The sequence below is a fragment of the Cupriavidus ulmosensis genome (genome assembly GCF_977008105.1).
Genome location: NZ_CDRMWP010000001.1, coordinates 689,027 through 714,349, shown reverse-complemented (window position 1 = coordinate 714,349; position 25,323 = coordinate 689,027). Strand labels below are relative to the sequence as shown.

Sequence of the window (25,323 nt, the reverse complement as noted above, 5' to 3'; positions counted from 1 at the left end):
GCGCGGCCGCCGTGGGGGAATCAGCGGCCGGTCTTGCGCTGGCCGCCCAGCAGCGCGGCTTGCGGCGCCGGACGGCGGCCCTGGCCGCCGCGCGGCTGCGCGACGTTGCCGTTGACGTCGCCGCCACCGTTGCCGCCGCGGCCACCGCCGTTGCCGTTACCACCACCATTGCCATTGCCGGCGGCGCGGTTGCCGTTGGCCTGGCCGTTGCGCGGCGCGCCCTGGCCGGCCTGCGCCGGACGGCCGCCGCCCTGCGCGGGACGCTGGCCCTGCGGCTGCGGCGCGCGGCGCTGGCCTTCGGCGCCGGCCGGCGCGGCGGTGCCGCGGCCTTGCGGCGCGCGGGCCGGACGCTGCTGGCGCTCGCCGCCTTCGGGCGCGCGCGCGCGCGGCTGGCCGCCGCCCGCGGGGGCCGGGGCGCGGCCACGGCCGCCACCACCGCCACCACCGCCATTGCCCTGGCCGCGGGCCTGCCGGCCCTTCTGGATCGGTTCGGGCGGGATCGACGGATCGACCTCGAAGCCCGGCAGCACGGTCTTTTCGATCTGGCGCTTGATCAGGCGCTCGATGTCGCGCAGCAGGCCGGCCTCGTCCACGCACACCAGCGAAATAGCCTCGCCCTCGGCGCCGGCGCGGCCGGTGCGGCCGATCCGGTGCACGTAGTCTTCGGGCACGTTGGGCAGGTCATAGTTGACCACGTGGGGAAGCTGGTCGATGTCGATGCCGCGCGCGGCGATGTCGGTGGCCACCAGCAGACGCAGCGTGCCGGCCTTGAACTCGGTCAGCGCGCGCGTGCGCGCGGACTGGCTCTTGTTGCCGTGGATCGCCAGCGCCGACAGGCCGTCCTTGTCGAGCTGCTCGGCCAGGCGGTTGGCGCCATGCTTGGTGCGCGTAAACACCAGCACCTGGTGCCAGTCGTTCTCGCGCACGAGATGGGCCAGCAGTTCGCGCTTGCGCTCGCGGTCCACCGGGTAGACGCGCTGCGCCACCGTTTCGGCCGTAGTGTTGCGGCGCGCCACCTCGATCGAGGCGGGGTTGTCGAGCAGCCGGTCGGCCAGGCCGCGGATCTCGTCCGAGAAGGTGGCCGAGAACAGCAGGTTCTGGCGCTTCGGCGGCAGCACGTTGAGGATCTTGCGGATGTCGTGGATGAAGCCCATGTCGAGCATGCGGTCGGCTTCGTCCAGCACCAGGATTTCCACGTGCGAGAGATCGATGGTGCGCTGGGACAGGTGGTCCAGCAGGCGGCCAGGCGTGGCCACCACGATGTCGACGCCGCGCTTGAGCTGCTCGATCTGCGGGTTGATGCCGACGCCGCCGAACATCACCATCGAGCGCAGCTTGAGGTACTTGCCGTAGTTGCGCACGCTTTCCTCGACCTGCGCCGCCAGTTCGCGGGTGGGCGTGAGGACCAGGGCGCGCACCGGCAGGCGCTGGCCGCGCGCGGGTTCGCGGCTGGCCGGGGATTCGGACAGCAGTTGCAGCAGCGGCAGCGTGAAGCCGGCCGTCTTGCCGGTGCCGGTCTGCGCGCCGGCGAGCAGGTCGCCGCCCTTGAGGATGGCGGGGATGGCCTGCGCTTGAATCGGGGTCGGCGTGGTATAGCCCTGTTCGGCCACTGCACGCAGGAGCTTGTCGGACAAGCCAAGTTCGGAAAAAGACATGAATTGACGCTTCGGCCGCCCTTTGCGCACGCGGTGCGCCAATCGCGGGGGCGACGTGAGTGAGAAAACCGAAAACCGGCCAACACGGCCGGCGAAGCGAGGCGACTGCCCCCGCTTCTTTGGAGGAAAGACCGCTAGTGTAACAGCCTGGCGTCCGCGCGCAGGGGCCAACCTCGTTTGCGGCAAGATCCCGGCGCCGCCGCCCGCCGCGGCCCGGCGGGCAAACCCCGAAAAAAAGCGCCGCCCCCTGCGCTATGATGCTGCCAGCCAAGCCTTGCCCCGCCTGGCCCGTGGCCGCGGCGCGGGCGGGCGGCGGCGCATCCCCCCTCGCCCCCGGATGCAGACACGATGCGGTTCCGATTCATCGAAGACCAGGAAGTCACCCTTTTCACCGCCATCCCGGTGGGGATCGCCGCCGCCATCGTCACCACCCTGTTCAAGGAGGCGCTGGACGCCAGCGGGCTGGCCATGTTCGGCACGCGCGCCGACATCGTCACCGTGTTCGCCGGGCTGGCGCTGGCCTGGCGCGTGGCGATCCCGACGCTCGGCGGCGTGGTGGCGGGCCTGCTGCTGAGCGCCGCCGCGCGCCTCAACGCGGCCCAGCCCGGCGTGTCCGACTATATGGAAGCGGTGGCCAGCGGCACCGGACGCCTGCCGGTGCGCATCACGCTGCTGCGCGCGCTGTCCTCGTTCTGCTCGATCGTCACCGGCAGCTCGGTCGGCAAGGAAGGCGCCATGATCCAGCTCGCCGCGCTGTGCGGCTCGGTGTTTCCGTCGGCGCGCGGGCGCCCGGGGCCGGACGGCGACACCAACCTGCGGCGCATGCTCACCGCCTGCGCCGCCGCGGCCGGGCTGGCCTCGGTCTATCACACGCCGCTCTCGGCGGCGGTGTTCGTCGCCGAGGTGGTGTTCGGCGCGGTGGCGGTGCAGCGGCTGATGCCGCTGTTCCTGGCCTCGGTGGCCGGCACCGTGGTCAGCCAGCTGCACGGCGGCCTGCAGCCGCTCTACCCGGGGCTGAGCGTGCCGTCGGACCTGCTGCACCCGCCGATGCTGCTGGCCGCCGCGCTGCTGGGCGTGCTCGCGGGCGTGGCCGGCGCCGGCTTCATGCGCGCCTCGGGCCTGGCCAGGGCCGCCTTCTCGCACGTGCCCGGCGGGCTGGTGCCGCGCCTGGCGCTGGGCGGCGCGCTGGTGGGCGTGCTGGCGATGCGGGTGCCGGAGGTGGTGGGCAACGGCTACTACACCATCCAGTCGATCCTGCAGGCGCATGCGCTGAGCGTGCCGCTGGCGGCGGTGCTGCTGGCCAAGCTGGCGGCCACGGTGCTGAGCATGGGCTCGGGCGCGGTGGGCGGGGTGTTCACGCCGTCGCTGTTCGTGGGCGCGGCGCTGGGCCAGTTGCTGGCGCCGGCCGTGCCGGGCGGCGCCGGCGCGCCGCTGCTGCCGCTGGTGGGCATGGCCGCCTTCCTGGCCGCCACCAGCCAGGCGCCGCTGATGTCGGTGCTGATGGTGTTCGAGATGACGCTGGCGCCGGCGCTGCTGCTGCCGGGCATGATCGGCGCGGCGGCGGCGTACTACACCGCCTCGCGCTGCCAGACGCTGTCGCTCTACAGCGTGGTGGCCGAGCGCACCCAGGCCTCGGCCGCGGCCGAGCGCGCGCGCGCCCTGACGCTGGCCGGGCTGTGCGACCCGACCGACACCATCATCGGCCCCGACGCCACGCTCGCGCAGGCCAGCGACAAGTTCGCCGAGACCGGCACGCGCTATCTGTACGTGGTGTGCCCCGAGGGCCGCCTGCTCGGCGCGCTGTCGATCCACGCCGTGCAGCGCGCGCTGCGCGAGCAGCCGGGCGCGGCGCTGGCGGCGCTGTGCGAGCGCGACTTCCCCACGCTGACGCCGGAGTCGCACCTGCCCGACGCGCTGCAGCTGTTTACCCACCACGCGCTCAACCGCATCCCGCTGGTGCGCGACGCGGCCGGGCGCGAGCTGATGGGCACGGTGTCGAAGCAGCGTGTGCTGCAAGAGGCATCCAGCTTGTTCTAGCGGCGGGCCCGCGGGGCGCCAGGGATGGCGCGAGCGGGTAGAATGGCGGGTTGCCCTTTGCTTGCCGAAGCCTTGCCGAGGCTGTTCCGAACCGTTCCCGAACCTCTCGCCGGAGCCCCCATGCCAGCCAACCGCGCCGCGCGCCGCGCGCCGACCATCCGCGCCTGTCTGCTTGCCGCCACGCTGGCCACGCTTGCGGCGGGCGCCGCCCTGTTGCCGGCCGGCGCGCTGGCGCAGGTGCCGCTGCGCGTGATTCCCGCCGACGCGGCGCGCGCGCAGCTGGTGCTGGCCACGCCGTCGGCCAGCGCGCCGCTGTCGGCCACGCTCGACGGCAAGGCCGTGGGCGTGGCGCCGGGGCTGCGGCTGTTCGGCACCGACAACCAGTTGCTGCCGGTCGCCGCGGTGGCCGGCCAGAAGCTGCCGGTGCGCTTCAGGCTCGATCTCTACGGCCAGTTGCTGACGGCGTGGGTGCTGAGCGAGCAGGAGCAGAAGGAGAAGACGGCGCAGTGACCGCCGTCCGTGGCTGCCATTCGTGGCTGCAATCCGCGGCCACGACCGCATTCGTCCCCCAAACCCTGATGCCCCCAGGTAAACCACTGAGACCGGCACCATGAAGAAAGTATTCATCAAGACCTACGGCTGCCAGATGAACGAGTACGACTCGGACAAGATGGTAGACGTGCTCCACGCCACCGACGGCCTGGAGAAGACCGACAACCCCGAGGACGCCGACGTGATCCTCTTCAACACCTGCTCGGTGCGCGAGAAGGCGCAGGAGAAGGTGTTCTCGGAGCTGGGCCGCATGAAGGCGCTCAAGGCGCTCAAGCCCGAACTGGTGATCGGCGTGGGCGGCTGCGTGGCCAGCCAGGAAGGCGCGGCCATCGTGCAGCGCGCGCCCTACGTGGACGTGGTGTTCGGCCCGCAGACGCTGCACCGCCTGCCCGAGATGATCAACCGCCGCCGCCAGACCGGCCGCTCGCAGGTGGACATCTCGTTCCCCGAGATCGAGAAGTTCGACCACCTGCCGCCGGCGCGCGTGGAAGGCCCGAGCGCGTTCGTCTCGATCATGGAAGGCTGCTCCAAGTATTGCAGCTACTGCGTGGTGCCCTACACGCGCGGCGAGGAAGTCTCGCGCCCGTTCGAGGACGTGCTGGCGGAGATCGCCGGCCTGGCCGGGCAGGGCGTGCGCGAGGTCACGCTGCTGGGCCAGAACGTCAACGCCTACCGCGGCGCGATGGGCGGCACCAGCGAGATCGCCGACTTCGCGCTGCTGATCGAGTACGTGGCCGAGATCCCCGGCATCGAGCGCATCCGCTACACCACCAGCCACCCGAAGGAATTCACGCCGCGCCTGATCGAGATGTACGCGCGCTGCCCGAAGCTGGTCAACCACCTGCACCTGCCGGTGCAGCATGCCTCGGACCGCATCCTGATGGCGATGAAGCGCGGCTACAGCGTGCTGGAGTACAAGAGCATCATCCGCAAGTTGCGTGCGATCCGCCCGGACATGTCGCTGTCGTCGGACTTCATCGTCGGCTTCCCCGGCGAGACCGATGCCGACTTCGACAAGCTGATGGCGATGATCGAGGAGATCGGCTACGACACCTCGTTCTCGTTCATCTTCAGCCCGCGCCCCGGCACGCCGGCGGCCAGCCTGTCCGACGACACGCCGCACGAGGTCAAGCTCAGGCGCCTGCAGCACCTGCAGGCCACCATCGAGGAAAACGTGCAGCGCATCAGCCGCGGCATGGTCGGCACGGTGCAGCGCATCCTGGTCGAAGGCCCGGCGCGCAAGGACCCGACCGAGCTGCACGGCCGCACCGAGAACAACCGCGTGGTGAACTTCGCGCTGCCCGGCGTGCCGCAGGCCGGCCGCGACCGCCTGGTGGGCGAGATGGTGGAGGTGGCGATCACCGAGGCCTTCCCGCACTCGCTGCGCGGCGAGATCGTGGTGCGCCAGTAGCGCCGCGCGAACCGCGCCCATGCAGACCGGAACGACAAGAACAAGACCGCCCAGATGAAGATCCCCTCAGCCGAATTCGTCGCTCCCAAGGACGACAACACCCGCCTGCAGAACCTGTGTGGGCCGCTGGACGAGAACCTGCGCCAGATCGAGCAGGCGCTCGACGTCACCATCCAGCGCCGCGGCCACCGCATGACGGTGCGCGGCGCCTACGCGCGCGAGGCCGCCGCGGCGCTCGAGCGCTTCTACAACCAGGCGCGCGGCGCGCTGTCGATCGACGACGTGCAGCTCGGCCTGGTGGAGGCGCGCCAGTCGGCCGCGCACGGCGGCTACGTGCCCGAGGGCGCCGATGCCGCCGAGGCCGGCACGGGCGAGGACAGCTCGCCGGTGCTGCACACGCGCCGCACCGGGCTGCAGGGCCGCACGCCGATGCAGCGCGACTACCTGCGCAACATCCTGGCCCACGACCTGACGCTGGGCATCGGCCCGGCCGGCACCGGCAAGACCTACCTGGCGGTGGCCTGCGCGGTGGACGCGCTCGAGCGCGACGCGGTCAAGCGCATCGTGCTCACGCGCCCGGCGGTGGAGGCCGGCGAGCGCCTGGGCTTCCTGCCCGGCGACCTGGCGCAGAAGGTCGACCCCTACCTGCGCCCGCTCTACGACGCGCTCTACGACCTGCTCGGCTTCGACCGCACGCAGAAGATGTTCGAGCGCCAGATGATCGAGATCGCGCCGCTGGCCTACATGCGCGGGCGCACGCTCAACCATGCCTTCATCATCCTCGACGAAGCGCAGAACACCACGCCGGAGCAGATGAAGATGTTCCTCACGCGCATCGGCTTCGGCTCCAGGGCGGTGATCACCGGCGACACCACGCAGATCGACCTGCCGCGCGGCCAGAAAAGCGGCCTGGTGGAGGCGCAGCACGTGCTGCGCGACGTGCGCGGCGTGGCCATGACGCGCTTTACCAGCATCGACGTGGTGCGCCATCCGCTGGTGGCGCGCATCGTGGATGCCTACGACGAATACCATGCCCAGCACCGGGATGCCTGACCGAATGACCGTAAACACCAATATCAAGAACGCCGCCGCCAGCCTGATCCTGTTCGACGCCGACGGGCGCGCGCGCAAGACCCAGGCGCATGCGCTGCGCGTGCAGCTGGCCGACGGCCGCAGCCTCACCGTGGACCTGTCGCAGGCCGCCGACGGCGTGCTCGCGCTGCTGGCCGAGCACACCGACGACCGCCAGCAGGCCGGCCTGCTGGTGCGCCCGGACAACCACGACGCGCTCTCGGTGGCCGTCACCGCCACCCCGCTGGTCACCACCACGGGCACGCCCGCCACGCCGCCCGAACTCGACCTCGCGCTACAGTACGGCAACGGCATGCGGGGCCGCCGCGGCCTGCCCACGCAGCGCAAGGTGCAGACCTGGGTGAAATCGGCGCTGTACGCCGACGCCGCGCTGACCGTGCGCTTCGTCGGCGAGGAAGAAGGCCGCGGCCTGAACCGCAGCTACCGCGGCAAGGACTACGCCACCAATGTGCTGACCTTTGCCTACGCCGAGCACGAGTCCGATCCGGTCAGCGGCGACATCGTGCTGTGCTGCCCGGTGGTGGAGCGCGAAGCGCGCGAGCAGAAAAAGCCGCTCGAGGCGCACTATGCCCACCTGATCGTGCACGGCGTGCTGCACGCGCAGGGCTACGAGCACGAGGACGACGCCGAGGCCGAGGAGATGGAGGCGATCGAGACCGAGACCCTGCAGGCGCTCGGTTTCGCCGATCCCTACCTCGTGCGCGGCAAGGCCGCCTGAGCCCGCCGCGCCCGGGGCCGCGCGGTGCGGCGCCCGCGCCGCACGGCCTTGCGCTGTCACGGAACGCAAACTCTTTTGGTGTATCCTTTGACCGATCTCCACCACGCGCTCGCCGCGCCATGAACGACCCTTATCCCAGTTCGAAGCCAGTCGACCGACCCCGATCCCTGCTCGAACGGCTCTCGGATTTCATCTCCCCCGAGCCCGAATCCCGCGTTGAACTGCTTGCGGTGCTGCAGGATGCGCACGCCCGCAACCTGATCGACGCCGACTCCCTCTCCATGATCGAGGGCGTGTTCCAGGTCTCCGAGCTGACCGCGCGCGACATCATGGTGCCGCGCGGCCAGATGGACATGGTCAACATCGCCGACGCGCCGGACAGCTTCATCCCCTTCATGCGGCAGACCGCGCACTCGCGCTTTCCCGTCTACGAGGGCAGCCGCGACAACGTCATCGGCATCCTGCTGGCCAAGGACCTGCTGCGCTACTACACGGACGAACAGTTCGACCTGCGCGAGACCCTGCGCCCGGCGGTCTTCATCCCCGAATCCAAGCGCCTGAACATCCTGCTGCGCGAGTTCCGCATCAACCGCAACCACATCGCGATGGTGGTGGACGAGTACGGCGGCGTCGCCGGGCTGGTCACGATCGAGGACGTGCTGGAGCAGATCGTGGGCGACATCGAGGACGAGTTCGACCTCGACGAGGACCACGACAACATCGTGCAACTGCCCGACGGCGGCTGGCGCGTGCACGGCCTGACCGAGATCGAGCAGTTCAACGAAGTCTTCGGCACCCACTTCTCCGACCAGGACGTGGACACCGTGGGCGGCCTGCTGAGCAACCACCTCGGCCACGTCCCGCACCGCGGCGAGGTGGTGGTGCTGCCGCCGGTGCGCTTCGAGGTCCTGCGCGCCGACGCGCGCCAGGTACACCTGCTGCTGGTGCGCCGCGAGGCGCCCGCCGTGCCGTCCGGCCTGGACGGCGCATGAGGAGCCCGTTCCCGGACCGGACCGGTGCGGCCGCAGCCGGGCGCGAACGCGCGCGCGGCGCCGGCCTGCCGCGCCTGCTGCTGGCCGCGGTGCTCGGCGTGGCCCACACCCAGGCCTACGCGCCCCACACCTGGTGGTGGCTGCAGCTGCTGTCGCTGGCCGGGCTGGTGGCGCTGGTCGCCGACGCGCCGCGCGCGCGCGGCGCCGCCGCCACCGGCTACGCCTTCGGCCTGGGCTGGTTCCTGTCCGGCGTGTGGTGGCTCTATATCAGCATGCACGTCTACGGCGAGATGCCGGCCTGGATGGCGCTCCTGGCCGTGCTGCTGTTCGCCGCCTATCTCTCGCTCTACCCGGCGCTGGCCGCCGCGGCCTGGCACTGGCTGGGCGCGCGCGCGCGGGCTTCGGCGCTGCTGATGCCGCTGGCCTTCGGCGCCACGTGGGGCCTGTCGGAATGGCTGCGCGGCGTGGTGTTTACCGGCTTCCCGTGGCTGGCCAGCGGCTATGCCCACAGCGACGGTCCGCTGGCCGGCTTCGCGCCGCTGGTCGGCGTGTACGGCATCGGCGCGCTGGCCGGCGCCGTGGCCGCGCTGCTGGTGGCGGCGGTGCGCGGCTTTGCCCGCAACGACCGGCGCGATGGCCGGCGCGGAGGCTGGCTCGCGCTGGCGGTCGCCGCGGCGCTGCCGCTGGCCGGCGCGGCGCTGGCGCCGCTGGCCTGGACCACGCCGGCCGGCAAGCCCATCTCGGTGCGGCTGCTGCAAGGCAACGTGGCGCAGGACATCAAGTTCGAGCCGGCCGGCGTGCAGCGCTCGCTGGAGCTGTACCGCGACCTGATCACGGCCACGCCGGCCGACCTCGTGGTCACGCCGGAAACCGCGTTCCCGGTCATCCTGCAGGACCTGCCGGTGGACATCGCCATCGCCGTGCGCGACTTCAGCGCGGCCAGCGGCACCACCGTGTTGTTCGGCGCGGCCGGCGCGGACTCGCCGGTGGACTTCACCAACAGCGTGTTCGGCCTGGGCCCGCTGACGCAGCAGCTCTACCGCTACAACAAGCACCACCTGGTGCCGTTCGGCGAGTTCATCCCGTTCGGCTTCCACTGGTTCGTCGACATGATGAAGATGCCGCTCGGGGATTTCCGCCGCGGCGGGCTGGACCAGGCGCCGCTGCCGGTGCGCGGCATCATGGTGGCGCCCAACATCTGCTACGAGGATCTGTTCGGCGAGGAAATCGCCGAGACCCTGCGCAGCCAGCCGGTGCCGGCCAACATCCTGGCCAACGTGACCAACCTGGCGTGGTTCGGCGACACCATCGCGCTGGACCAGCATCTGCAGATCTCGCGCATGCGCGCGCTGGAGACGCGCCGGCCGATGCTGCGCTCGACCAACACCGGCATGACCGCCGTGGTCGCGCCCGACGGCGTGGTGAGCGCGCGCCTGCCCACCTTCACGGTCGGCACGCTGACGGCCACCGTGCAGGGCACGCAGGGCTTCACGCCGTTCGTGCGCTGGGGCAACGTGCCGGCGCTGGCGGGCTGCGTGCTGGTGCTGGCCGCCGCCTGGCGGCGGCGCGCGCGCGGCTAGGCAGCGGGCCCGGGCCGGGCTAGGCCGAGACGCCCGCCACGGCGGACAGCAGCGCGGCGGCGATCATCACGGCGATGGCGACGAGATAGGGCTTGCGAGAAAGAAGCGACATGACCAGTGTCCCCGTTTGGGTGTCCGTGTGGATGAATTCGGATGGTTCGGCCGCTGCGGCAGCAATGACGACGCTGCGCGCGGCTCTGCCTAATACTGTATACAAAAACGCTATCGACAAGTATCGGCAGGGACTTTAGGGGGCTTCGGTGTTTACCCGATTCGTTGCGGAGCGCCGACAGCGCCCCCGACAGCGCCCCGATGCCACCCGAAACGCCCCGCCAGCGCGCCATGACATGCAAGGGCCGTGCCGATGACGGGCCTGGCGGAAAAAACCGATAGAATTCAGGGTTTGGCACGAACTCCGTGCGACGCCCCGGCGACTTCTGGCGACTTTTGCCGCCGCGGCGGCGCCCTCGCCTGCCGGCCCTGCATGATCGAGCACCCCATGCGGGCCCCTACTTGTCTTCGCCGTCGTCTTTGCCGTCTTCGCCTATGCTGACCTTCCAACAAATGATCCTCACCCTGCAGTCCTACTGGGACCGGCAGGGCTGCGCACTCTTGCAACCCATCGATCTGGAGGTCGGCGCCGGAACCTCGCACGTGCACACCTTCCTGCGCGCGATCGGGCCGGAGCCGTGGCGCGCCGCCTACGTGCAGCCGTCGCGCCGCCCCAAGGACGGCCGCTACGGCGAGAACCCCAACCGCCTGCAGCACTACTACCAGTACCAGGTGGTGCTCAAGCCGGCGCCCGAGAACATCCTGGAGCTGTACCTGGGCTCGCTCGAGGCGCTAGGCCTGGACCTCAAGCAGAACGACATCCGCTTCGTCGAGGACGACTGGGAGAACCCCACGCTGGGCGCCTGGGGCCTGGGCTGGGAAGTCTGGCTCAACGGCATGGAAGTGACCCAGTTCACCTACTTCCAGCAGGTCGGCGGCATCGACTGCAAGCCGATCACCGGCGAGATCACCTACGGCATCGAGCGGCTGGCGATGTACCTGCAGAAGGTCGAGAACGTCTACGACTTGGTCTGGACCGAGTGGGAAGAGAACGGCAAGACCCGCCGCCTGACCTACGGCGACGTGTACCACCAGAACGAGGTGGAGCAGTCCACCTACAACTTCGAGCAGAGCAACACCGAGATCCTGTTCCGCCATTTCGCCGAGCACGAAGCCGAGGCCAAGCGCCTGATGGGCGCCGCCGAAGGACAGGAAGCCGAGGCCGCCAGGCGCCTGCCGCTGCCCGCCTACGAGCAGCTGCTCAAGGCCGCGCACACCTTCAACCTGCTGGACGCGCGCGGCGCCATCTCCGTCACCGAGCGCGCCGCCTACATCGGCCGCATCCGCAACCTGTCGCGCTCGGTCGCGCAGGCCTACTACGAATCGCGCGAGGCGCTGGGCTTCCCGATGTGCGACCGCGAGGCCGCCGCATGACGCGCGCCGCGCGCGGCGCCTGGCGCCGGGGCGCTGCCCTGGCGGTGCTGGCCCTGGCCGCGCGCGGCGCGGCCGGCGCCACCGTGCCCGTGCCCAGCCCGCAGGCGCTGTACCTGCCGGCCGACCTGTCCAACGTGTGCGAGGCCAACCCGCAGGCGCTGCAGCAGGCCATCGACCGGCACTGGCATGGTGCGTTCGGCCCCAACAACGCGCTCGACCAGTGGACCCAACTGGTGCGCACGTTCTCGTGCGACCTGTCCGGCTCCAAGGACCTGGGCTGGCACCGCGTGCCGCTGCGCGCCTACGAGAGCGCGATCCGCTACCCGCTGACCTGGACCGAGACACAGACCGTCAACGGCCGCGTGAAGCGCCTGGTCAAGACCTATTATTCCGCTGCGCAACTGCCGCCCCGGATCGATTTCTGGGTCAGCGGCCGCATCGACGAGATCCGCTACGACCGGCGCCTGCGCCGGCTCGACGCGCGCTTCTTCGCGCCGCGCCCGGGCGCGGGCGCGTCCGGCGCGCGCGGCAGCAGCCCCGCCGGCGCGGACACGCAGTGCGTGGCGACCACGCTGCAATTCCGCCAGCAGAACGGCCTGTGGCTGCTGTCCGGCGTAGAACCCACTACCGCACCGCGCTGCTGACGCGCAGCGCGTGCCCCAACTTGCTGGAAACGATTCATGTCGCAACTCCTGACCGATTCGAACGATACGCTGCTGATCGAGCTGTTCACCGAAGAGCTGCCGCCCAAGGCGCTGGCGCGCCTGGGCGAAGCCTTCGCGCAGGGCCTGTTCGCCGGCCTCTCGGCGCAGGGCCTGCTGGGTGACGGCGCGGCCGTGACCGCGTTCGCCACGCCGCGCCGCCTGGCCGCGCAAGTGACCCGCGTGCGCCGCAACGCGCCCGACCGCGAGCAGCGCGAGAAGGTGCTGCCGCTGTCGGTGGCGCTCGACGCCAACGGCGAGCCGACCCCGCCGCTGGCCAAGAAGCTGGCCGCGCTGGCCAGGTCGGTGGGCGTGGAATCGATCGACTGGCGCAGCCTGGAGCGCGCCTCCGACGGCAAGGCCGACGCCTTCTTCCACCGCTACACCGCGCGCGGCGCCGAGCTGGTCGCGGGCCTGCAGGCGGCGCTCGACGACACCATCGCCAAGCTGCCCATCCCCAAGGTGATGAGCTACCAGCGCCCGGACGGCAGCACCGTGCACTTCGTGCGCCCCGCGCACCGCCTGATCGCGCTGCTGGGCGCCGAAGTCGTGCCGGTGACGGCGCTCGGCCTGCAGGCCGGCCGCACCACGCAGGGCCACCGCTTCCTGTCCGACGGCGCGATCGAGATCGCCCACGCCGGCGAATACGCCGCCGTGCTGGAAAGCCGGGGCCGCGTGCTGGCCAGCTACGCCGCGCGCCGCGAGCGCATCCGCGCCGCGCTGCTGGAACAGGCCGGCGACGACCGCGTCATCATGCCCGACGCGCTGCTCGACGAAGTCAACTCGCTGGTGGAATGGCCGGTGGTCTACGCCTGCCATTTCGAGGAAGCCTTCCTCGAAGTGCCGCAGGAATGCCTGATCCTGACCATGCAGACCAACCAGAAGTACTTCGCGCTGACCGACGCCGCCGGCCACCTGCGCAACCGCTTCCTGATCGTCTCCAACCTGGCCACCGACACGCCGCAGTCCATCATCACCGGCAACGAGCGCGTGGTGCGCCCGCGCCTGGCCGACGCCAAGTTCTTCTTCGACCAGGACCGCAAGAAGACCCTGGCCTCGCGCGTGCCGCAACTGGGCAGCGTGGTCTACCACAACAAGATCGGCTCGCAGCTCGACCGCGTGCAGCGCCTGCAGCAGATCGCCGGCCACATCGCCGACGCGCTGGCCGCGGCCGGCATCGCCGTGGACAAGGCCGCCGCCATGCGCGGCGCCGAGCTGGCCAAGGCCGACCTGCTGACCGACATGGTCGGCGAGTTCCCCGAGCTGCAGGGCACGATGGGCACCTACTACGCGCGCCACGACGGCGAGGCCGAGGAAGTGGCGCTGGCCTGCTCCGAGCACTACCGCCCGCGTTTCGCCGGCGACGCGCTGCCGGCCGGCCCGGTGAGCCTGGCCGTGGCGCTGGCCGACAAGCTCGAGACCCTGGTCGGCATCTGGGGCATCGGCCTGTCGCCGACCGGCGAGAAGGATCCGTTCGCGCTGCGCCGCCACGCGCTGGGCATCCTGCGCATGCTGGTGGAGACGCCGCTGCCGCTGGCGCTGGACACACTGCTGGAGATCGCGCAGCAGTCGTTCGCCGGCATCGCCGCGGTCAAGCCCGCGCAGGACGCCATCGCCGACTTCCTCTACGACCGCCTGCGCGGCTACCTCAAGGACAAGGGCTACACCACCAACGAGGTGGAAGCGGTGGTGAGCCAGCGCCCGCGGCGCCTGGACGACATCCTGGCCCGCCTGGAAGCGGTGCGCACCTTCGCCGCGCTGCCGCAGGCCGAGGCGCTGGCCGCGGCCAACAAGCGCATCACCAACATCCTGCGCAAGAACACCGAGCCGGTGGGCCAGGTGCAGCCCGCGCTGCTGCAGGAAGCCGCCGAGAGCGCGCTGCATGCCGCCGTCGAGAGCGTGCGCCCGCAGGTGGAGGCCGCCTTCGCCGGCGGCGACTTCGCCGCCGCGCTGCGCGACCTGGCGCAGTTGCGCGACGCGGTGGACCGCTTCTTCAACGACGTCATGGTGATGGCCGAGGACGCGCAGCTGCGCGCCAACCGGCTCGCGCTGCTGGCCTCGCTGCACGTGCTGGCCAACCGCGTGGCCGACATCTCCAAGCTCGCCGCGTAGGCGGGCGCACCGAACCGGGAGGCCATCATGCCGCAGACTCCGCCCAAGCTCGTCATCCTCGACCGCGACGGGGTGGTCAACCTCGACAGCGACCAGTTCATCAAGACGCCGGACGAATGGATCGCCATCGAAGGCAGCCTGGAGGCGATCGCCTCGCTCAACCAGGCGGGCTACCGCGTGGTGATCGTCAGCAACCAGTCCGGCATCGGCCGCGGCCTGTTCGAGATGAGCGCGCTCAACGCCATGCATGAAAAGATGCACAAGGCGCTGGCCCATCTCGGCGGGCGCGTCGACGCCGTGTTCTTCTGCCCGCATACCGCCGCCGACGGCTGCGACTGCCGCAAGCCCAAGCCCGGCATGCTGGAGCAGCTGGCCGAGCGCTTCGGCGTGGAGCTCAAGGGCGTGTCGCTGGTGGGCGACTCGCTGCGCGACCTCGAAGCCGGCGTGGCGGTGGCCTGCGCCCCGCACTTGGTGCTGACCGGCAAGGGCCGGGAGACCCTGGCCAAGGGCGGCCTGCCGGCCGGCACGCTGGTCCACGATGACCTGCGCGCGTTCGCGCGCTGGCTGCTCACCGGCGACGGCGCCCCGCGCCTGGCCGCCTCCTGAATCCCCTGCGCCCTTTCGCCCTTTCCCCGCACCGATGATCTTTCTCCGCTCCCTGCTGTTCGCGCTGTACCTGCTGGTGCTGACGCCGCCCTACGCCTGCGCGTGCTTCATCGCCTTTCCGTTCATGAGCGCCAACCGCCGCTACGCCTTCGTGCGCGGCTGGCCGCGGCTGGTGATCGCCGCCGCCACGCTGATCTGCGGCATCCGCTACCGCTTCGAGGGCTACGAGAACTTCGACGGCGTGCTCGACAAGCCGGTGGTGGTGCTGTCCAAGCACCAGTCGGCCTGGGAGACCGTGGCCTACGTCGCCACCATGCCCAAGCCGATGTGCTTCGTGTTCAAGCGCGAACTGCTGATGGTGCCGTTCTTCGGCTGGGCGCTGGGCATGCTCAAGATGGTGCACATCAACCGCAAGGAAGGCACGCGCGCGTTCGCCTCGGCCGTGCGCCAGGGCCGCGAGCGGCTGGCCGAGGGCGCCTGGATCATCATGTTCCCGGAAGGCACGCGCACGCCCGCGGGCATGGAAAAGCCGCGCTACAAGAGCGGCGGCGCGCGCCTGGCGGTGGAGGCCGGCGCGTGGGTGGTGCCGATCGCGGTCAACTCCGGCCGCCTGTGGCCGCGCAACGCCTTCATGAAGTACCCTGGCACCATCACGGTCTCCGTGGGCGCGCCGATTTCCTCGGCCAACAAGACCGCCGACCAGCTCAACCAGGAGGTGGAGACGTGGATCGAGCAAGATATGCGTAGAATCGACGCCCAGAGCTACCGGAGCCGCGAGCCCGCATGAAATTGCTGCGCCAATCCCCCGATGCCCCTGGTTCCCAGATGGAGCTGCCGCTGTCCGACGCCCTCGCGGGCGACGGCGCGGCATCCGGCGCGGCGCCGGGCGGATGCACACCGGCGCAGCCCCTCCTGCCCGGCGCCCAGCCCTGGCCGCTGCCGCAGCCCAACGCCCGGCGCCTGCAGGTGGGCGAACGCAGCGTGCACTACACGCTCAAGCGCTCGTCGCGCCGGACCATCGGCTTCACCGTCGACGACCGCGGCCTGTCCATCACCGCGCCGCGCTGGGTGACGCTGGCCGACATCGAATCCGCGATCCTCGAAAAGCAGCGCTGGATCTTCAACAAGCTCGGCGAGTGGCGGCACCGCGAAGCCCGGCGCGTGCTGCCCACCGTGCAATGGCGCGAAGGCGCCAGCCTGCCCTTCCTGGGCCAGGCCATCACGCTGCAGCTCGAGTCCCCCGCCGGCATCCTGCTGTTCGACGCCGACACCCGCGTGCTGCACCTCGCGCTGCCGCCGCACGCCGACGAGCAGCAGATCAAGGACCGCGTGCAGGGCTGGCTGCAGCATCAGGCCAGGCGCCTGCTGTCCCAGCGCCTGGACGTCTACGCCGAAAAGCTCGGCGTGCGGCACAGCGCGTTCGCGCTCACCTCCGCCGCCACGCGCTGGGGCAGCTGCACCGCCGACGGCAAGATCCGGCTGAACTGGCGGCTGATGCATTTTCCGATGTCGATGATCGACTATGTGGCGGCGCATGAGCTGGCGCATCTCAAGGAGATGAACCATAGTCCCAGGTTCTGGGATACGGTGGCGTCGATTTTTCCCGAGTTTCGGGATGCGAGGGCGCAGTTGCGGGCGCATCCGCCGGAGTTGTTGCCGACTTTTTGAGAGGGGGTTTGACGTTGATCTGCTTAACTTCAAAGTCAACTTCAACGGCTTAACGTCAAAATCCACTTCAAAGTCAAAGTCAAAGGCTTTCGCTCCCCCGGAGCGACCTACTTTCTTTTCCCCGAAAAGAAAGTAGGCAAAGAAAGCGGGCTGCCTGGCCGGCAGGGGCAGAGCCGAACAGGGTTACTGGTTGTTGGTGGTTTCGTGGTGGGGGCGGTGGTTCTGCTGGCATCCTGCCGTTACCAGTTCGGCTCGCCACGAACTTGCTGGCGGTGGTGGTCGCGGGGTCAGACCTATGATGGCGGACGCACTGCTGATTCGGGCATCTGCCGTTACCGGCGCGAGCCACCACGACATAGCACCCTCGTGGTTTCGTGGTGGGCATGGTGGACCCAGCGCGGGTGCGTTGGGTTACTGGAACCGGGATTGCTTTTCAGGCGTCCGGCACTGCGCTCAAATGGGGACCACCGCGCCCACCACGAAACCAGCACCGTTTCTATGACGTACCCATCCGCCCCGGTCGCGGCAGCAGCTTGAGGGGCCTGGGCCTACGCCATCATGCAGCGCCACCACGAATCGAACACCACCCGAGAGACAGTGGCCGCCAAAACCGGTACCGGCAGAATCCCAGCAGAACCACCACCTCCACCACGAAACCACCAACCCGAGAAACCCTGTTCGGCTCTGCCCCTGCCGGCCAGGCAGCCCGCTTTCTTTGCCTACTTTCTTTTCGGGGAAAAGAAAGTAGGTCGCTCCGGGGGAGCGAAAGCCTTTGACTTTGATGTTGACGTTCAGCAGTTGACGTCATGCAGCCACCTTTGAAGCCCACCCCCATCCCGTCTAAAATACCCCCCTCCCCCCCCCCCCACCAACAACCAAACCCCAAAAATGCGTCTCCTCCACACCATGCTCCGCGTCGGCGACCTCCAGCGCTCGATCGACTTTTACACCCGCATCCTCGGCATGCAACTGCTGCGCCAGAGCGACAACCCCGAATACAAGTACCGCCTGGCCTTCGTCGGCTATGGCCCGGAATCCGAGACGGCCGTGCTGGAGCTGACCTACAACTACGGCGTCGACAAGTACGAAATGGGCACCGCCTACGGCCACGTCGCGCTGGAGACCGACGACGCCGCGGCGGCCTGCGAGCGTATCCGCGCGGCTGGCGGCAAGGTCACGCGCGAGGCGGGCCCGGTCAAGGGCGGCACTACCGTGATCGCCTTCGTGGAGGACCCGGACGGCTACAAGATCGAGCTGATCGAGCGCCACTCCACGCGCGACGCGGCGCGTCCTTGAGGTGGGCGCGCCGGCGCTGAGCCGCCGTCCGCTGGACGGCACCGCGATCGGCCTGATGGTGCTGCTGTGCCTGGTCTGGGGTCTGCAGCAGGTGGTGATCAAGATGACCGCGCCGCTGATGGGCGCGGTGCTGCAGGCGGGCGTGCGCTCGGCGGTGGCGGCGCTGCTGGTGCTGGCCGGCATCGTGCTGGTGAACCGGCGCGCCTGAAGCGGCGCGGCGCGCCTTCCCGAAAAACTCAGAAGCGGAACGTGCCCAGCGCGTCGCGCACTTCGTCGAGCGTGCGCTGGGTGATGCCGCGCGCCTGCTCGGTGCCGTGGCGCAGGATGTCGAACACGTGCTGCGGGTCCTTGGCGAGCGCTTCGCGGCGCTCGCGGATCGGCGCCAGCAGCGCCTGCAGCACGCCTTCGAGCCGGCGCTTGAGCACCATGTCGCCGAGGCCGCCGCGGCGGTAGTGCGCCTTCAGTTCCGCCACTTCGTCGGCGGCCTCGTCGAACGCATCGAGGTAGGTGAACACCACGTTGCCTTCCACCTGGCCCGGATCGGACACCTTGAGGTGGCTGGGGTCGGTGTACATGCGCATGACCGCTTCCTTGATCTGCTCGGGCGTGGCCGCGAGCGGGATCGCGTTGCCCTGCGACTTGCTCATCTTGGCCTTGCCGTCGACGCCGGGCAGGCGGCCGAAGCGCGGGATCAGCGCGGCGGCCTCGGGCAGCACGTCGCGCCCGACCTGGTGGTTGATGCGGCGCACGATCTCGTTGGTCTGCTCGATCAGCGGCGCCTGGTCCTCGCCCACCGGCACCACCTCGGCCTTGAAGCCGGTGATGTCGGCGGCCTGCGCGGCCGGGTAGCACAGGAAGCCGGCCGGGATGTCGCGGCCGAAGCCGCGCGCCTGGATCTCTTCCTTGATGGTCGGGTTGCGCTCGAGGCGGGCCACCGTGACGAAGTTCAGGTACAGCAGCGTCAGCTCGGCCAGCGCGGGCAGGTAGGACTGCACCGTGATGGTGGTCTTGGCCGGGTCGATGCCGACCGCCAGGTAGTCGAGCGCCACCTCCAGCACGTTGCGCCGCACCTTGTCGGGATCGTGCGCGTTGTCGGTCATGGCCTGGGTGTCGGCCAGCAGCAGGTATTGCTGGTGGGAATCCTGCAGCGCCACGCGGCTCTTGAGCGAGCCGACGTAGTGGCCGAGGTGGAGCTGGCCGGTGGGACGGTCGCCGGTGAGGATGACCTTGCGCCGGGGCGCCTGCGTTTCGCTAGTCATGGCATTTCCTTGGGAGGGGTGGCGCCGCGCAGCGGTCCGGCGGGGCGATGCGCCTGCCGGGCGGGCTGCGGCGGCTGAAGTCGGGATCGGTGGATCTGTCGGTGGATCTGTCGGTGAATGTCCGGTCGATGACGGCGCGCCGCTCGCTTCAGCGGCGGCGCCAGCGACGGACGCGGAGCATACGGGTCGGCATGGCGCGCATCATCGCAACGGCCTCACGCGGCGGGCAGTTCGAGCTGGCGCGCCAGCCCGACGTAGTCGGCCACCGGCACTTCCTCGGCGCGCCGGCTCAGGTCGAAGCCCAGCGCGTCGAAGTCGACCTGGTCGCGCAGCATCGACAGCGTGTTGCGCAGCACCTTGCGCCGCTGCGAGAACGCCGCGGCGACCACGTCGCCGAGCACGGTCAGGTCGCAGGCCGGATACGGCGAGCGCAACTGGCCGTCGGCCTGGCGCGGCCACGGGATCATGCGCACCACGGCGGAGTCGACCTTGGGCGGCGGATTGAACGAGGCCGGCGGCACGTCCAGCACGTGCTCCATGTGGTAGCGCACCTGCAGCATGATCGACAGCCGGCCGAAGGCCTTGCTGCCGGGCTCGGCCACCATGCGCTCCACCACTTCCTTCTGCAGCATGAAATGCTGGTCGCGCACGAGGTCGGCGAAGGCGGCGAGGTGGAACAGCAGCGGGCTGGAGATGTTGTACGGCAGGTTGCCGACGATGCGCAGCGGCTTGCCGGCCTCGTGCAGCTTGCCGAAGTCGAAGGCCAGCGCGTCGCCGGCATGGATGGTCAGGCGCTCGCCATAGCGGCGGCGCAGGCGCTCGACCAGGTCGCGGTCCAGCTCCACCACCTGCATCCGCGGCAGGCGCTCGAGCAGCGGCTGGGTCAGCGCGCCGAGGCCCGGGCCGATCTCGACCAGGGTGTCGCCCGGCTGCGGGTCGATGGCGCTGACGATGCCGTGGATGATGCCGTCATCGACCAGGAAGTTCTGCCCGAATCGTTTGCGGGCCACGTGGCCCTGATGTACGTTGGAACGCATAGCTCTCTCGTCGGCTCTCGCCGGGCCTCAGCGGGTTGCCGCCGGCACGGCGCGCGGGCGGCCGCCGGCGTGTCCGGCCATGACGATGGCATTGCGGATCGCCTCGATCATGCTGCCGTGCTCGGCGCGGCCGCTGCCGGCCAGGTCGAGCGCCGTGCCGTGGTCGACCGACGTGCGGATGAAGGGCAGGCCCAGCGTGATGTTGACGCCGTGCCCGAAGGTGCCGTACTTGAGCGGCGCGAGGCCCTGATCGTGGTACATCGCCAGCACGCAGTCGGCGCCGTCGAGGTGGCGCGGCTGGAACAGCGTGTCGGCCGGATAGGGCCCGCGCGCGTCGATGCCGGCGTCGGCGGCCGCGGCCAGCGCGGGGATGATGACGTCGATTTCCTCGTGGCCCATGTGGCCGCTCTCGCCGGCGTGGGGGTTGAGCCCCGTCACCAGGATGCGCGGGCGCTCGATGCCGAAGTGGCGGCGCAGGTCGGCGTCGACGATGGCCAGCGTCTGCACCAGCATGGACACGTCGATCGCGTCGGGCACCGCGCGCAGCGGCAGGTGGGTGGTAGCCAGCGCCACGCGCAGCACGGCGTTGGCGTGCGCGGGCTGCGGGCCGGCCAGCATCATCACCACGCGCGGCACGCCGGCGCGCTCGGCCAGGTATTCGGTGTGGCCGGTAAACGGCACGCCGGCGTCATTGATGGTGCTCTTCTGCACCGGCGCCGTGACCATGCCGGCGTAGCGCGCGGCGCCGTCCGCGCCGGGCGTGCAGCCGTCGATGGCGTGGTCCAGCAGCGCCAGCACGTAGTCGCCGTTGCGCGCGTCGAGCCGGCCGGCATGGCACGGCACCGACAGCGCGATGTCCTCACTCGCCACGCTGCCGTCGGCCAGCCGGCGGGCCCACGCCTGCGCCACGCCGAGCGCGGCGGCGCGCTCGGCCAGCAGGCGCGCGTCGCCGATCACGTGGAAGCGCGCCTGCGGGTACTCGCCGGCCATCTGCAGCAGGGCGCCCACGGTGATGTCGGGGCCGATGCCGGCAGGCTCCCCGGTGGTGATGGCCAGCGCGAGCGGTGCGGACATGGCGGCGGCGCGCGCGCTCAATTCTCGGAACGCTGGCGGTTGACGCGGTATTCCACGTAGGCCGCCTGGCGCAGTTGGCGCTGCCAGTCTTCGTAGGCCGCGCGGATCTTCTGCTCGCGCACTTCGGCGCGGGCGAAATCGCGCTGCTTTTCCGGCGTGATCTCGGTTTCGCGGCGGTCGAGGACCTGGATCAGGTGCACGCCGAACTGGCTGACCACCGGCTCGGATACCTCGCCCGGGCGCAGCCGGCTCATGGCCTGCTCGAACTCGGGCACCAGCTCGCCGGGCGAGACCCAGCCGAGGTCGCCGCCGTTGGAGGCGGAGCCGTCCTGCGAGAAGCGGCGCGCGGCGTCGGCGAAATCGCCGCCGTGGGTGATGCGGTCGCGCAGCGTGGACAACTGGCGGCGCGCCTCGGCTTCCGGCATGTTGGGGCCGGTGCGGATCAGGATGTGGCGCACCTGGGTCTGGGCGATGCGCTCGCTGGCCGCCGGGTTCGGCGCCGCGGCCGGCGCGGTGCGCTTGGCCACCAGCTTGAGCACGTGGAAGCCGTTGGCGCTTTCGATCACCTGCGGCGCCACCGCGCCCACCTGCAGGTCGAGCACGGCGTTGGCGAACAGCGCCGGCAGGCGGCCGATCTCGCGGAAGCCGAGCGCGCCGCCCTGGGCCGCTTCCGCCGAGTCGGAGGCTTTCGCCAGCTGGGCGAAGTCGGCGCCGCCCTGGACCTGCTTGAGCAGGCCCTCGGCCTTGGCGCGCAGCGCGGTCTTCTGGGCGTCCGAGGCGTCTTCCGGCACGCGCACCAGGATCTGGGCGACGTTGTACTCGGTCGGGCCGCTGCCGGCGGCGCCCTGGCCGCCGCGCGCGGCGAGATAGTTGTCGATCTCGCCGTCGTAGACCTGGACCTTGGAGTCGACCTCGCGCTCGCGCAGGCGGATCACCTGCACCTGCTTGCGCAGCTCGTCGCGGTACTTGGGCCAGGCCATGCCGCTGCGCTCGACCTGCGAGCGCAGGTCGGTCACGCTCATGCGGTTCTGCTGCGCCACCGACTCGACCGCGCGGTCGACTTCCTGGTCGGTCACCTTGATGCCCGCGTCCTGCGCGGCCTGCGTCTGCACGCGCTCCATCACCAGGCGCTCCAGCACCTCGCCGAGCAGGTCGGCGCGCGCCGGCACCGGCCGGTTGGCGGCGCGCAGCTGTCCCTCAATCTCGTCGGCGCGGTCCAGCAGCTCGCGCCGTGTGATCACGCTGCTGTCGACGATCGCCACCACCTCGTCCACCAGCTGCGAGCGCTGGGCGGTGGCGCCGGGCTGCGTCACGCCCAGGCGCGGCTGGCTCGGCGAAGTGGCGCTGCTGTCGCCCGCCTGCGGCAGGAAGATGCCGGTGGCGCGCGGCTGGGCGCCGGGCGCCTTGAGCTGCGCCGCGGCAGGCAGCGCGAAAGCGGCCAGCAGCGCGGCCAGCAGCAGGCTATGCCAGCCGGTCAGGCCGGACGGCAGGTGGGACAACGCGGTGCTTTCTTGACGTTTCATCATGGTCCGTCATTCGTAATGGTCGAGCTGGGATGGAATCACCGGACTGGCGGTGACGGGCTCATAACCCGGCACGTTCAGCCGCAGTATATCCAGCGGATTGGAGCCGATCTTGGACAGCCCGCGGAACTCCACCTGGAAGAAGATCCGTCCGGTGTAGCCGTTCGTCGTGTTGCGGAAGCGCTGGTAGACCACCCGTCCGACCCAGCAGTCGGCCGCGTATTCGACCCCGGCGAGCGCGTCGACGAGCTGGCTCGCGCTCATGTCGAACGCGACCCGGCCGATGCCGTAGGTGCGCTGGGTCAGCGGCCACTGGCTCGACAGCTCGAGCTGGTCGATGGCGGTATCGTCCGTCACCGAGGTCGGCCGGCGGTAGCGGTAGCCGATATTGAACGTCTTGCGCGCCTCGGGACGCCACGAGAAGGCGATATTCGAATAAATCACACGGTCGCTGTCCGGGTTGTACTGCACCCCGGTATCGAGATAATAGCCCCGGAACAGCTGGACCGTGGCCGCCGCCAGCAGGTCGGAGTAGCCGGCCTTGCCGATCGGGTCGGTGCCGCCGATCTGCACGCGCTGGCCGGTCAGGTCGAAGCGCTGGGCGATGGTGCCGCGGAAGCGCTCGATGCCGGTGCCCGCCTCGATCAGGCGCGTGGTCACGCCAGCCGTGATCTTGTTGTTGTCGGCGATGCGGTCGTAGCCGGTAAACGGGTTCTCGCTGAAGATCTGGCCGTAGCCGAAGTCCGACTGCACGGTATCGAACAGCGGGAACAGGCTCTGGTCGCGGAACGGCGTGTAGACATAGAACAGGCGCGGCTCGAGCGTCTGCACGTAGTTGACGCCGAACAGCCGGCTCACGGTCGGCGCGTCGCGCTCGAAGGTCATGCCGGAGTCCACGCTGAAGGTCGGCAGGTTCCGGTTCAGCGTGTTGGGCGTGCCCGCCGCGATCGAGCCCGGCTCCATCTGGTACTGGGTGGCGTTGAACGACACCTTGGGCGTGACGAACCAGCCGGGCCGCACGATCGGGTAGCTGATCGACGGCTGAATGAACAGGCGGTCGCCTTCGGGCTGCTGCGCGCTGCCCGCCGACAGCGGGATGCGGAAGCGGCTGAAGTCGGTCTCCACCTGGATGTCGAAACCGCCCAGGTCATAGCGGATGTACTTGCCGTTCAACTGCGGCACGCGCTCGTAGGAAGGCCCGCTCGGCGGCAGCGTCTGGAACTTCTGCACGCGCGCCAGCAGCGAGAAATCCTGCCAGTTGTAGGTGATGCCCCCTTCCTGGTTGTATTGCAGTTGCGTAGCCTGCACCACCGAGCGGCTCAGGTCGTTCGGATACTGGGCATCCGACACCTTGTTCACGTTCACATACGCGGCCAGCCCGGGGGCGAGCGTCTGCACATGCTGGATCGAGTACGACCAGCGGTTGGTCTTGGTCTTCTGGTCGTCCGGCAGGAACTCGGCGCGGATGCGCCCGGCGTAGCCGCTGCCGATATAGCGGTAGTCGCTGCCGAGCTGGAAGCCGCGCGAGCTCACCACGCGCGGAAAGACCGTCAGGTCGCGGTTGGGCGCGATATTGAAGTAATACGGCGCCGTCAGGTCCAGGCCGGACGAGGAACTGTAGCCGAACAGCGGCGGCAGGAAGCCACTGTGGCGGTCGCTGTTGAGCGGGAAGCTGAACACCGGCGCGGCCATGATCGGCACGTCGAAGAAGCGCAGCACGCCGCCGTAGGCGGTGCCGACCTGTCGATCGTTGTCGATGTCGAGCGTGCGCGCGCTGAAATACCAGTCCGCGTTGTCCGGCGAACAGGTGGTATAGGTGGCGTGCTGGATCGTGCTGACGTCCTTGTCGAGGAAGTCGATGCGCTCGGCCTTGCCCGAGCCGCCGGTCTGCTGGAAATAATAGTCCGGCGACAGCATGTAGCCTTCGTTGGCCTCGACCTTGAGCCGGGCTTCCGGGCCCACCGCCAGCGAGCCGCCGCGCGACAGGCGCGCGTTGCCGTGCACGAAGGCCTCGTCGCTGTCCTGGTCGTAGGTGAGCTTGTCGCCCTTGACCACGCCGCCCGCGCGGCGCAGCTCGGCGTTGCCCTCGAGCTCCACGCCGCGCTGGTTGTAGCCGTTCATGCGGTCGCCCGAGACGAAGGTCGGCGGGTTCTCGCCGGGCGCCGCCGGCGGGGCCTGGGGGCCGCCGGGCTCGGCCAGGCGCGGCACCAACTCGCCGGAGACCGGCGGCGCCTCGGGCACCTGCGCGGCGGCGGGCTCGGCGACCGGCAGGTCGGGAATGACCGAACTCGCTGTCTGCGCCTGCGCGCACACCGACCATCCGGCCATCGCCAACACGAGCGGGCGCAGTGCGCTGCCGGGCAGTCGCGCCGATGTCTTGCTTGCCTTCTGGTGCGGTGATCGTCGTTGTTCGGTCATGCGAGCGGGTCATGGGTCAGCGCGACGGCGGCGGTCCAGTGGCCGCCAGCCGCCGCCGGAGCAGGCTTTCCGGGCAAGGCAAGCCCACCCGGGGCCGCCCCGGGGCC

The 25,323-nt window shown here is 70.2% G+C and carries 20 protein-coding genes and 1 pseudogene; 15 read left to right on the top strand and 6 right to left on the bottom strand.

The window, feature by feature from the left end:
• Positions 1-20: 20 nt before the first annotated feature.
• The gene (locus tag ACWTPI_RS03195; protein ID WP_454730951.1) at positions 21-1,655 is read right to left on the bottom strand and encodes a DEAD/DEAH box helicase; all 1,635 of its coding nucleotides are present in this window, start codon (positions 1,653-1,655) and stop codon (positions 21-23) included.
• 348 nt (positions 1,656-2,003) lie between these two features.
• On the opposite strand from ACWTPI_RS03195, the gene ACWTPI_RS03190 reads away from it, so the two are divergent.
• From ACWTPI_RS03190 to ACWTPI_RS03120, 15 genes and pseudogenes are all read left to right on the top strand, one after another.
• A complete protein-coding gene (locus ACWTPI_RS03190) occupies positions 2,004-3,692 on the top strand; it encodes a ClcB-like voltage-gated chloride channel protein (RefSeq protein ID WP_454730950.1) in 1,689 nt (562 codons plus the stop codon).
• A 120-nt stretch (positions 3,693-3,812) separates the two neighbouring features.
• Positions 3,813-4,202 carry a hypothetical protein gene (locus tag ACWTPI_RS03185; RefSeq protein ID WP_059410502.1) on the top strand — a complete coding sequence of 130 codons (390 nt, stop codon included), beginning with the start codon at positions 3,813-3,815 and terminating at the stop codon, positions 4,200-4,202.
• 100 nt (positions 4,203-4,302) lie between these two features.
• On the top strand, positions 4,303-5,655 hold the full coding sequence (gene miaB, locus ACWTPI_RS03180) for a tRNA (N6-isopentenyl adenosine(37)-C2)-methylthiotransferase MiaB (RefSeq protein WP_020206598.1): 1,353 nt from the start codon (positions 4,303-4,305) through the stop codon (positions 5,653-5,655).
• Between the two features lie 54 nt (positions 5,656-5,709).
• Positions 5,710-6,708: a PhoH family protein gene (locus ACWTPI_RS03175; protein ID WP_454730949.1), complete on the top strand. Its 999-nt coding sequence runs from the start codon at positions 5,710-5,712 to the stop codon at positions 6,706-6,708.
• A gap of 4 nt (positions 6,709-6,712) precedes the next feature.
• Positions 6,713-7,465 carry an rRNA maturation RNase YbeY gene (ybeY, locus tag ACWTPI_RS03170; RefSeq protein ID WP_059410499.1) on the top strand — a complete coding sequence of 251 codons (753 nt, stop codon included), beginning with the start codon at positions 6,713-6,715 and terminating at the stop codon, positions 7,463-7,465.
• A gap of 119 nt (positions 7,466-7,584) precedes the next feature.
• Positions 7,585-8,457, top strand: coding sequence for an HlyC/CorC family transporter (locus ACWTPI_RS03165; RefSeq protein WP_059410498.1), 873 nt, complete (start codon positions 7,585-7,587; stop codon positions 8,455-8,457).
• Entirely contained in the window at positions 8,454-10,037 is a 1,584-nt protein-coding gene (gene lnt / locus ACWTPI_RS03160) for an apolipoprotein N-acyltransferase (RefSeq protein WP_454730948.1), read from the top strand. Before ACWTPI_RS03165 ends, lnt begins: the two co-directional genes overlap by 4 nt.
• Positions 10,038-10,583: 546 nt before the next feature.
• Complete coding sequence (glyQ, locus tag ACWTPI_RS03155) at positions 10,584-11,522, top strand: glycine--tRNA ligase subunit alpha (RefSeq protein WP_020424012.1); 939 nt, start codon at positions 10,584-10,586, stop codon at positions 11,520-11,522.
• Positions 11,519-12,166: a hypothetical protein gene (locus tag ACWTPI_RS03150; RefSeq protein ID WP_059410496.1), complete on the top strand. Its 648-nt coding sequence runs from the start codon at positions 11,519-11,521 to the stop codon at positions 12,164-12,166. The genes glyQ and ACWTPI_RS03150 overlap by 4 nt, the downstream gene beginning before the upstream one ends.
• Positions 12,167-12,202: 36 nt before the next feature.
• Entirely contained in the window at positions 12,203-14,335 is a 2,133-nt protein-coding gene (glyS, locus tag ACWTPI_RS03145) for a glycine--tRNA ligase subunit beta (protein WP_454730947.1), read from the top strand.
• A gap of 27 nt (positions 14,336-14,362) precedes the next feature.
• On the top strand, positions 14,363-14,941 hold the full coding sequence (gmhB, locus tag ACWTPI_RS03140; protein WP_454730946.1) for a D-glycero-beta-D-manno-heptose 1,7-bisphosphate 7-phosphatase: 579 nt from the start codon (positions 14,363-14,365) through the stop codon (positions 14,939-14,941).
• 34 nt (positions 14,942-14,975) lie between these two features.
• Positions 14,976-15,728 carry a lysophospholipid acyltransferase family protein gene (locus ACWTPI_RS03135; RefSeq protein ID WP_020206609.1) on the top strand — a complete coding sequence of 251 codons (753 nt, stop codon included), beginning with the start codon at positions 14,976-14,978 and terminating at the stop codon, positions 15,726-15,728.
• A complete protein-coding gene (locus ACWTPI_RS03130; protein ID WP_029044374.1) occupies positions 15,725-16,609 on the top strand; it encodes a M48 family metallopeptidase in 885 nt (294 codons plus the stop codon). Before ACWTPI_RS03135 ends, ACWTPI_RS03130 begins: the two co-directional genes overlap by 4 nt.
• 888 nt (positions 16,610-17,497) lie before the next feature.
• Positions 17,498-17,905, top strand: coding sequence for a lactoylglutathione lyase (gloA, locus tag ACWTPI_RS03125; protein ID WP_029044337.1), 408 nt, complete (start codon positions 17,498-17,500; stop codon positions 17,903-17,905).
• 55 nt (positions 17,906-17,960) lie between these two features.
• Positions 17,961-18,083: pseudogene (locus ACWTPI_RS03120) on the top strand (DMT family transporter); the annotation flags it as partial.
• Positions 18,084-18,141: 58 nt separating this feature from the next.
• Here the strand turns inward: ACWTPI_RS03120 and trpS are convergent.
• The 5 genes from trpS to ACWTPI_RS03095 all read right to left on the bottom strand — a co-directional run bounded on the left by trpS (position 18,142) and on the right by ACWTPI_RS03095 (position 25,216).
• Positions 18,142-19,164 (bottom strand): tryptophan--tRNA ligase, encoded by a 1,023-nt coding sequence (trpS, locus tag ACWTPI_RS03115; RefSeq protein WP_454730945.1) that lies wholly within the window; start codon positions 19,162-19,164, stop codon positions 18,142-18,144.
• Between the two features lie 215 nt (positions 19,165-19,379).
• Positions 19,380-20,201, bottom strand: coding sequence for a 16S rRNA (adenine(1518)-N(6)/adenine(1519)-N(6))-dimethyltransferase RsmA (gene rsmA / locus ACWTPI_RS03110; RefSeq protein WP_454730944.1), 822 nt, complete (start codon positions 20,199-20,201; stop codon positions 19,380-19,382).
• A 27-nt stretch (positions 20,202-20,228) separates the two neighbouring features.
• On the bottom strand, positions 20,229-21,275 hold the full coding sequence (pdxA, locus tag ACWTPI_RS03105; protein WP_454730943.1) for a 4-hydroxythreonine-4-phosphate dehydrogenase PdxA: 1,047 nt from the start codon (positions 21,273-21,275) through the stop codon (positions 20,229-20,231).
• 17 nt (positions 21,276-21,292) lie between these two features.
• Positions 21,293-22,798, bottom strand: coding sequence for a peptidylprolyl isomerase (locus ACWTPI_RS03100; protein WP_029044335.1), 1,506 nt, complete (start codon positions 22,796-22,798; stop codon positions 21,293-21,295).
• Positions 22,799-22,807: 9 nt separating this feature from the next.
• Positions 22,808-25,216 carry an LPS-assembly protein LptD gene (locus tag ACWTPI_RS03095; protein ID WP_454730942.1) on the bottom strand — a complete coding sequence of 803 codons (2,409 nt, stop codon included), beginning with the start codon at positions 25,214-25,216 and terminating at the stop codon, positions 22,808-22,810.
• Positions 25,217-25,323: the final 107 nt, after the last annotated feature.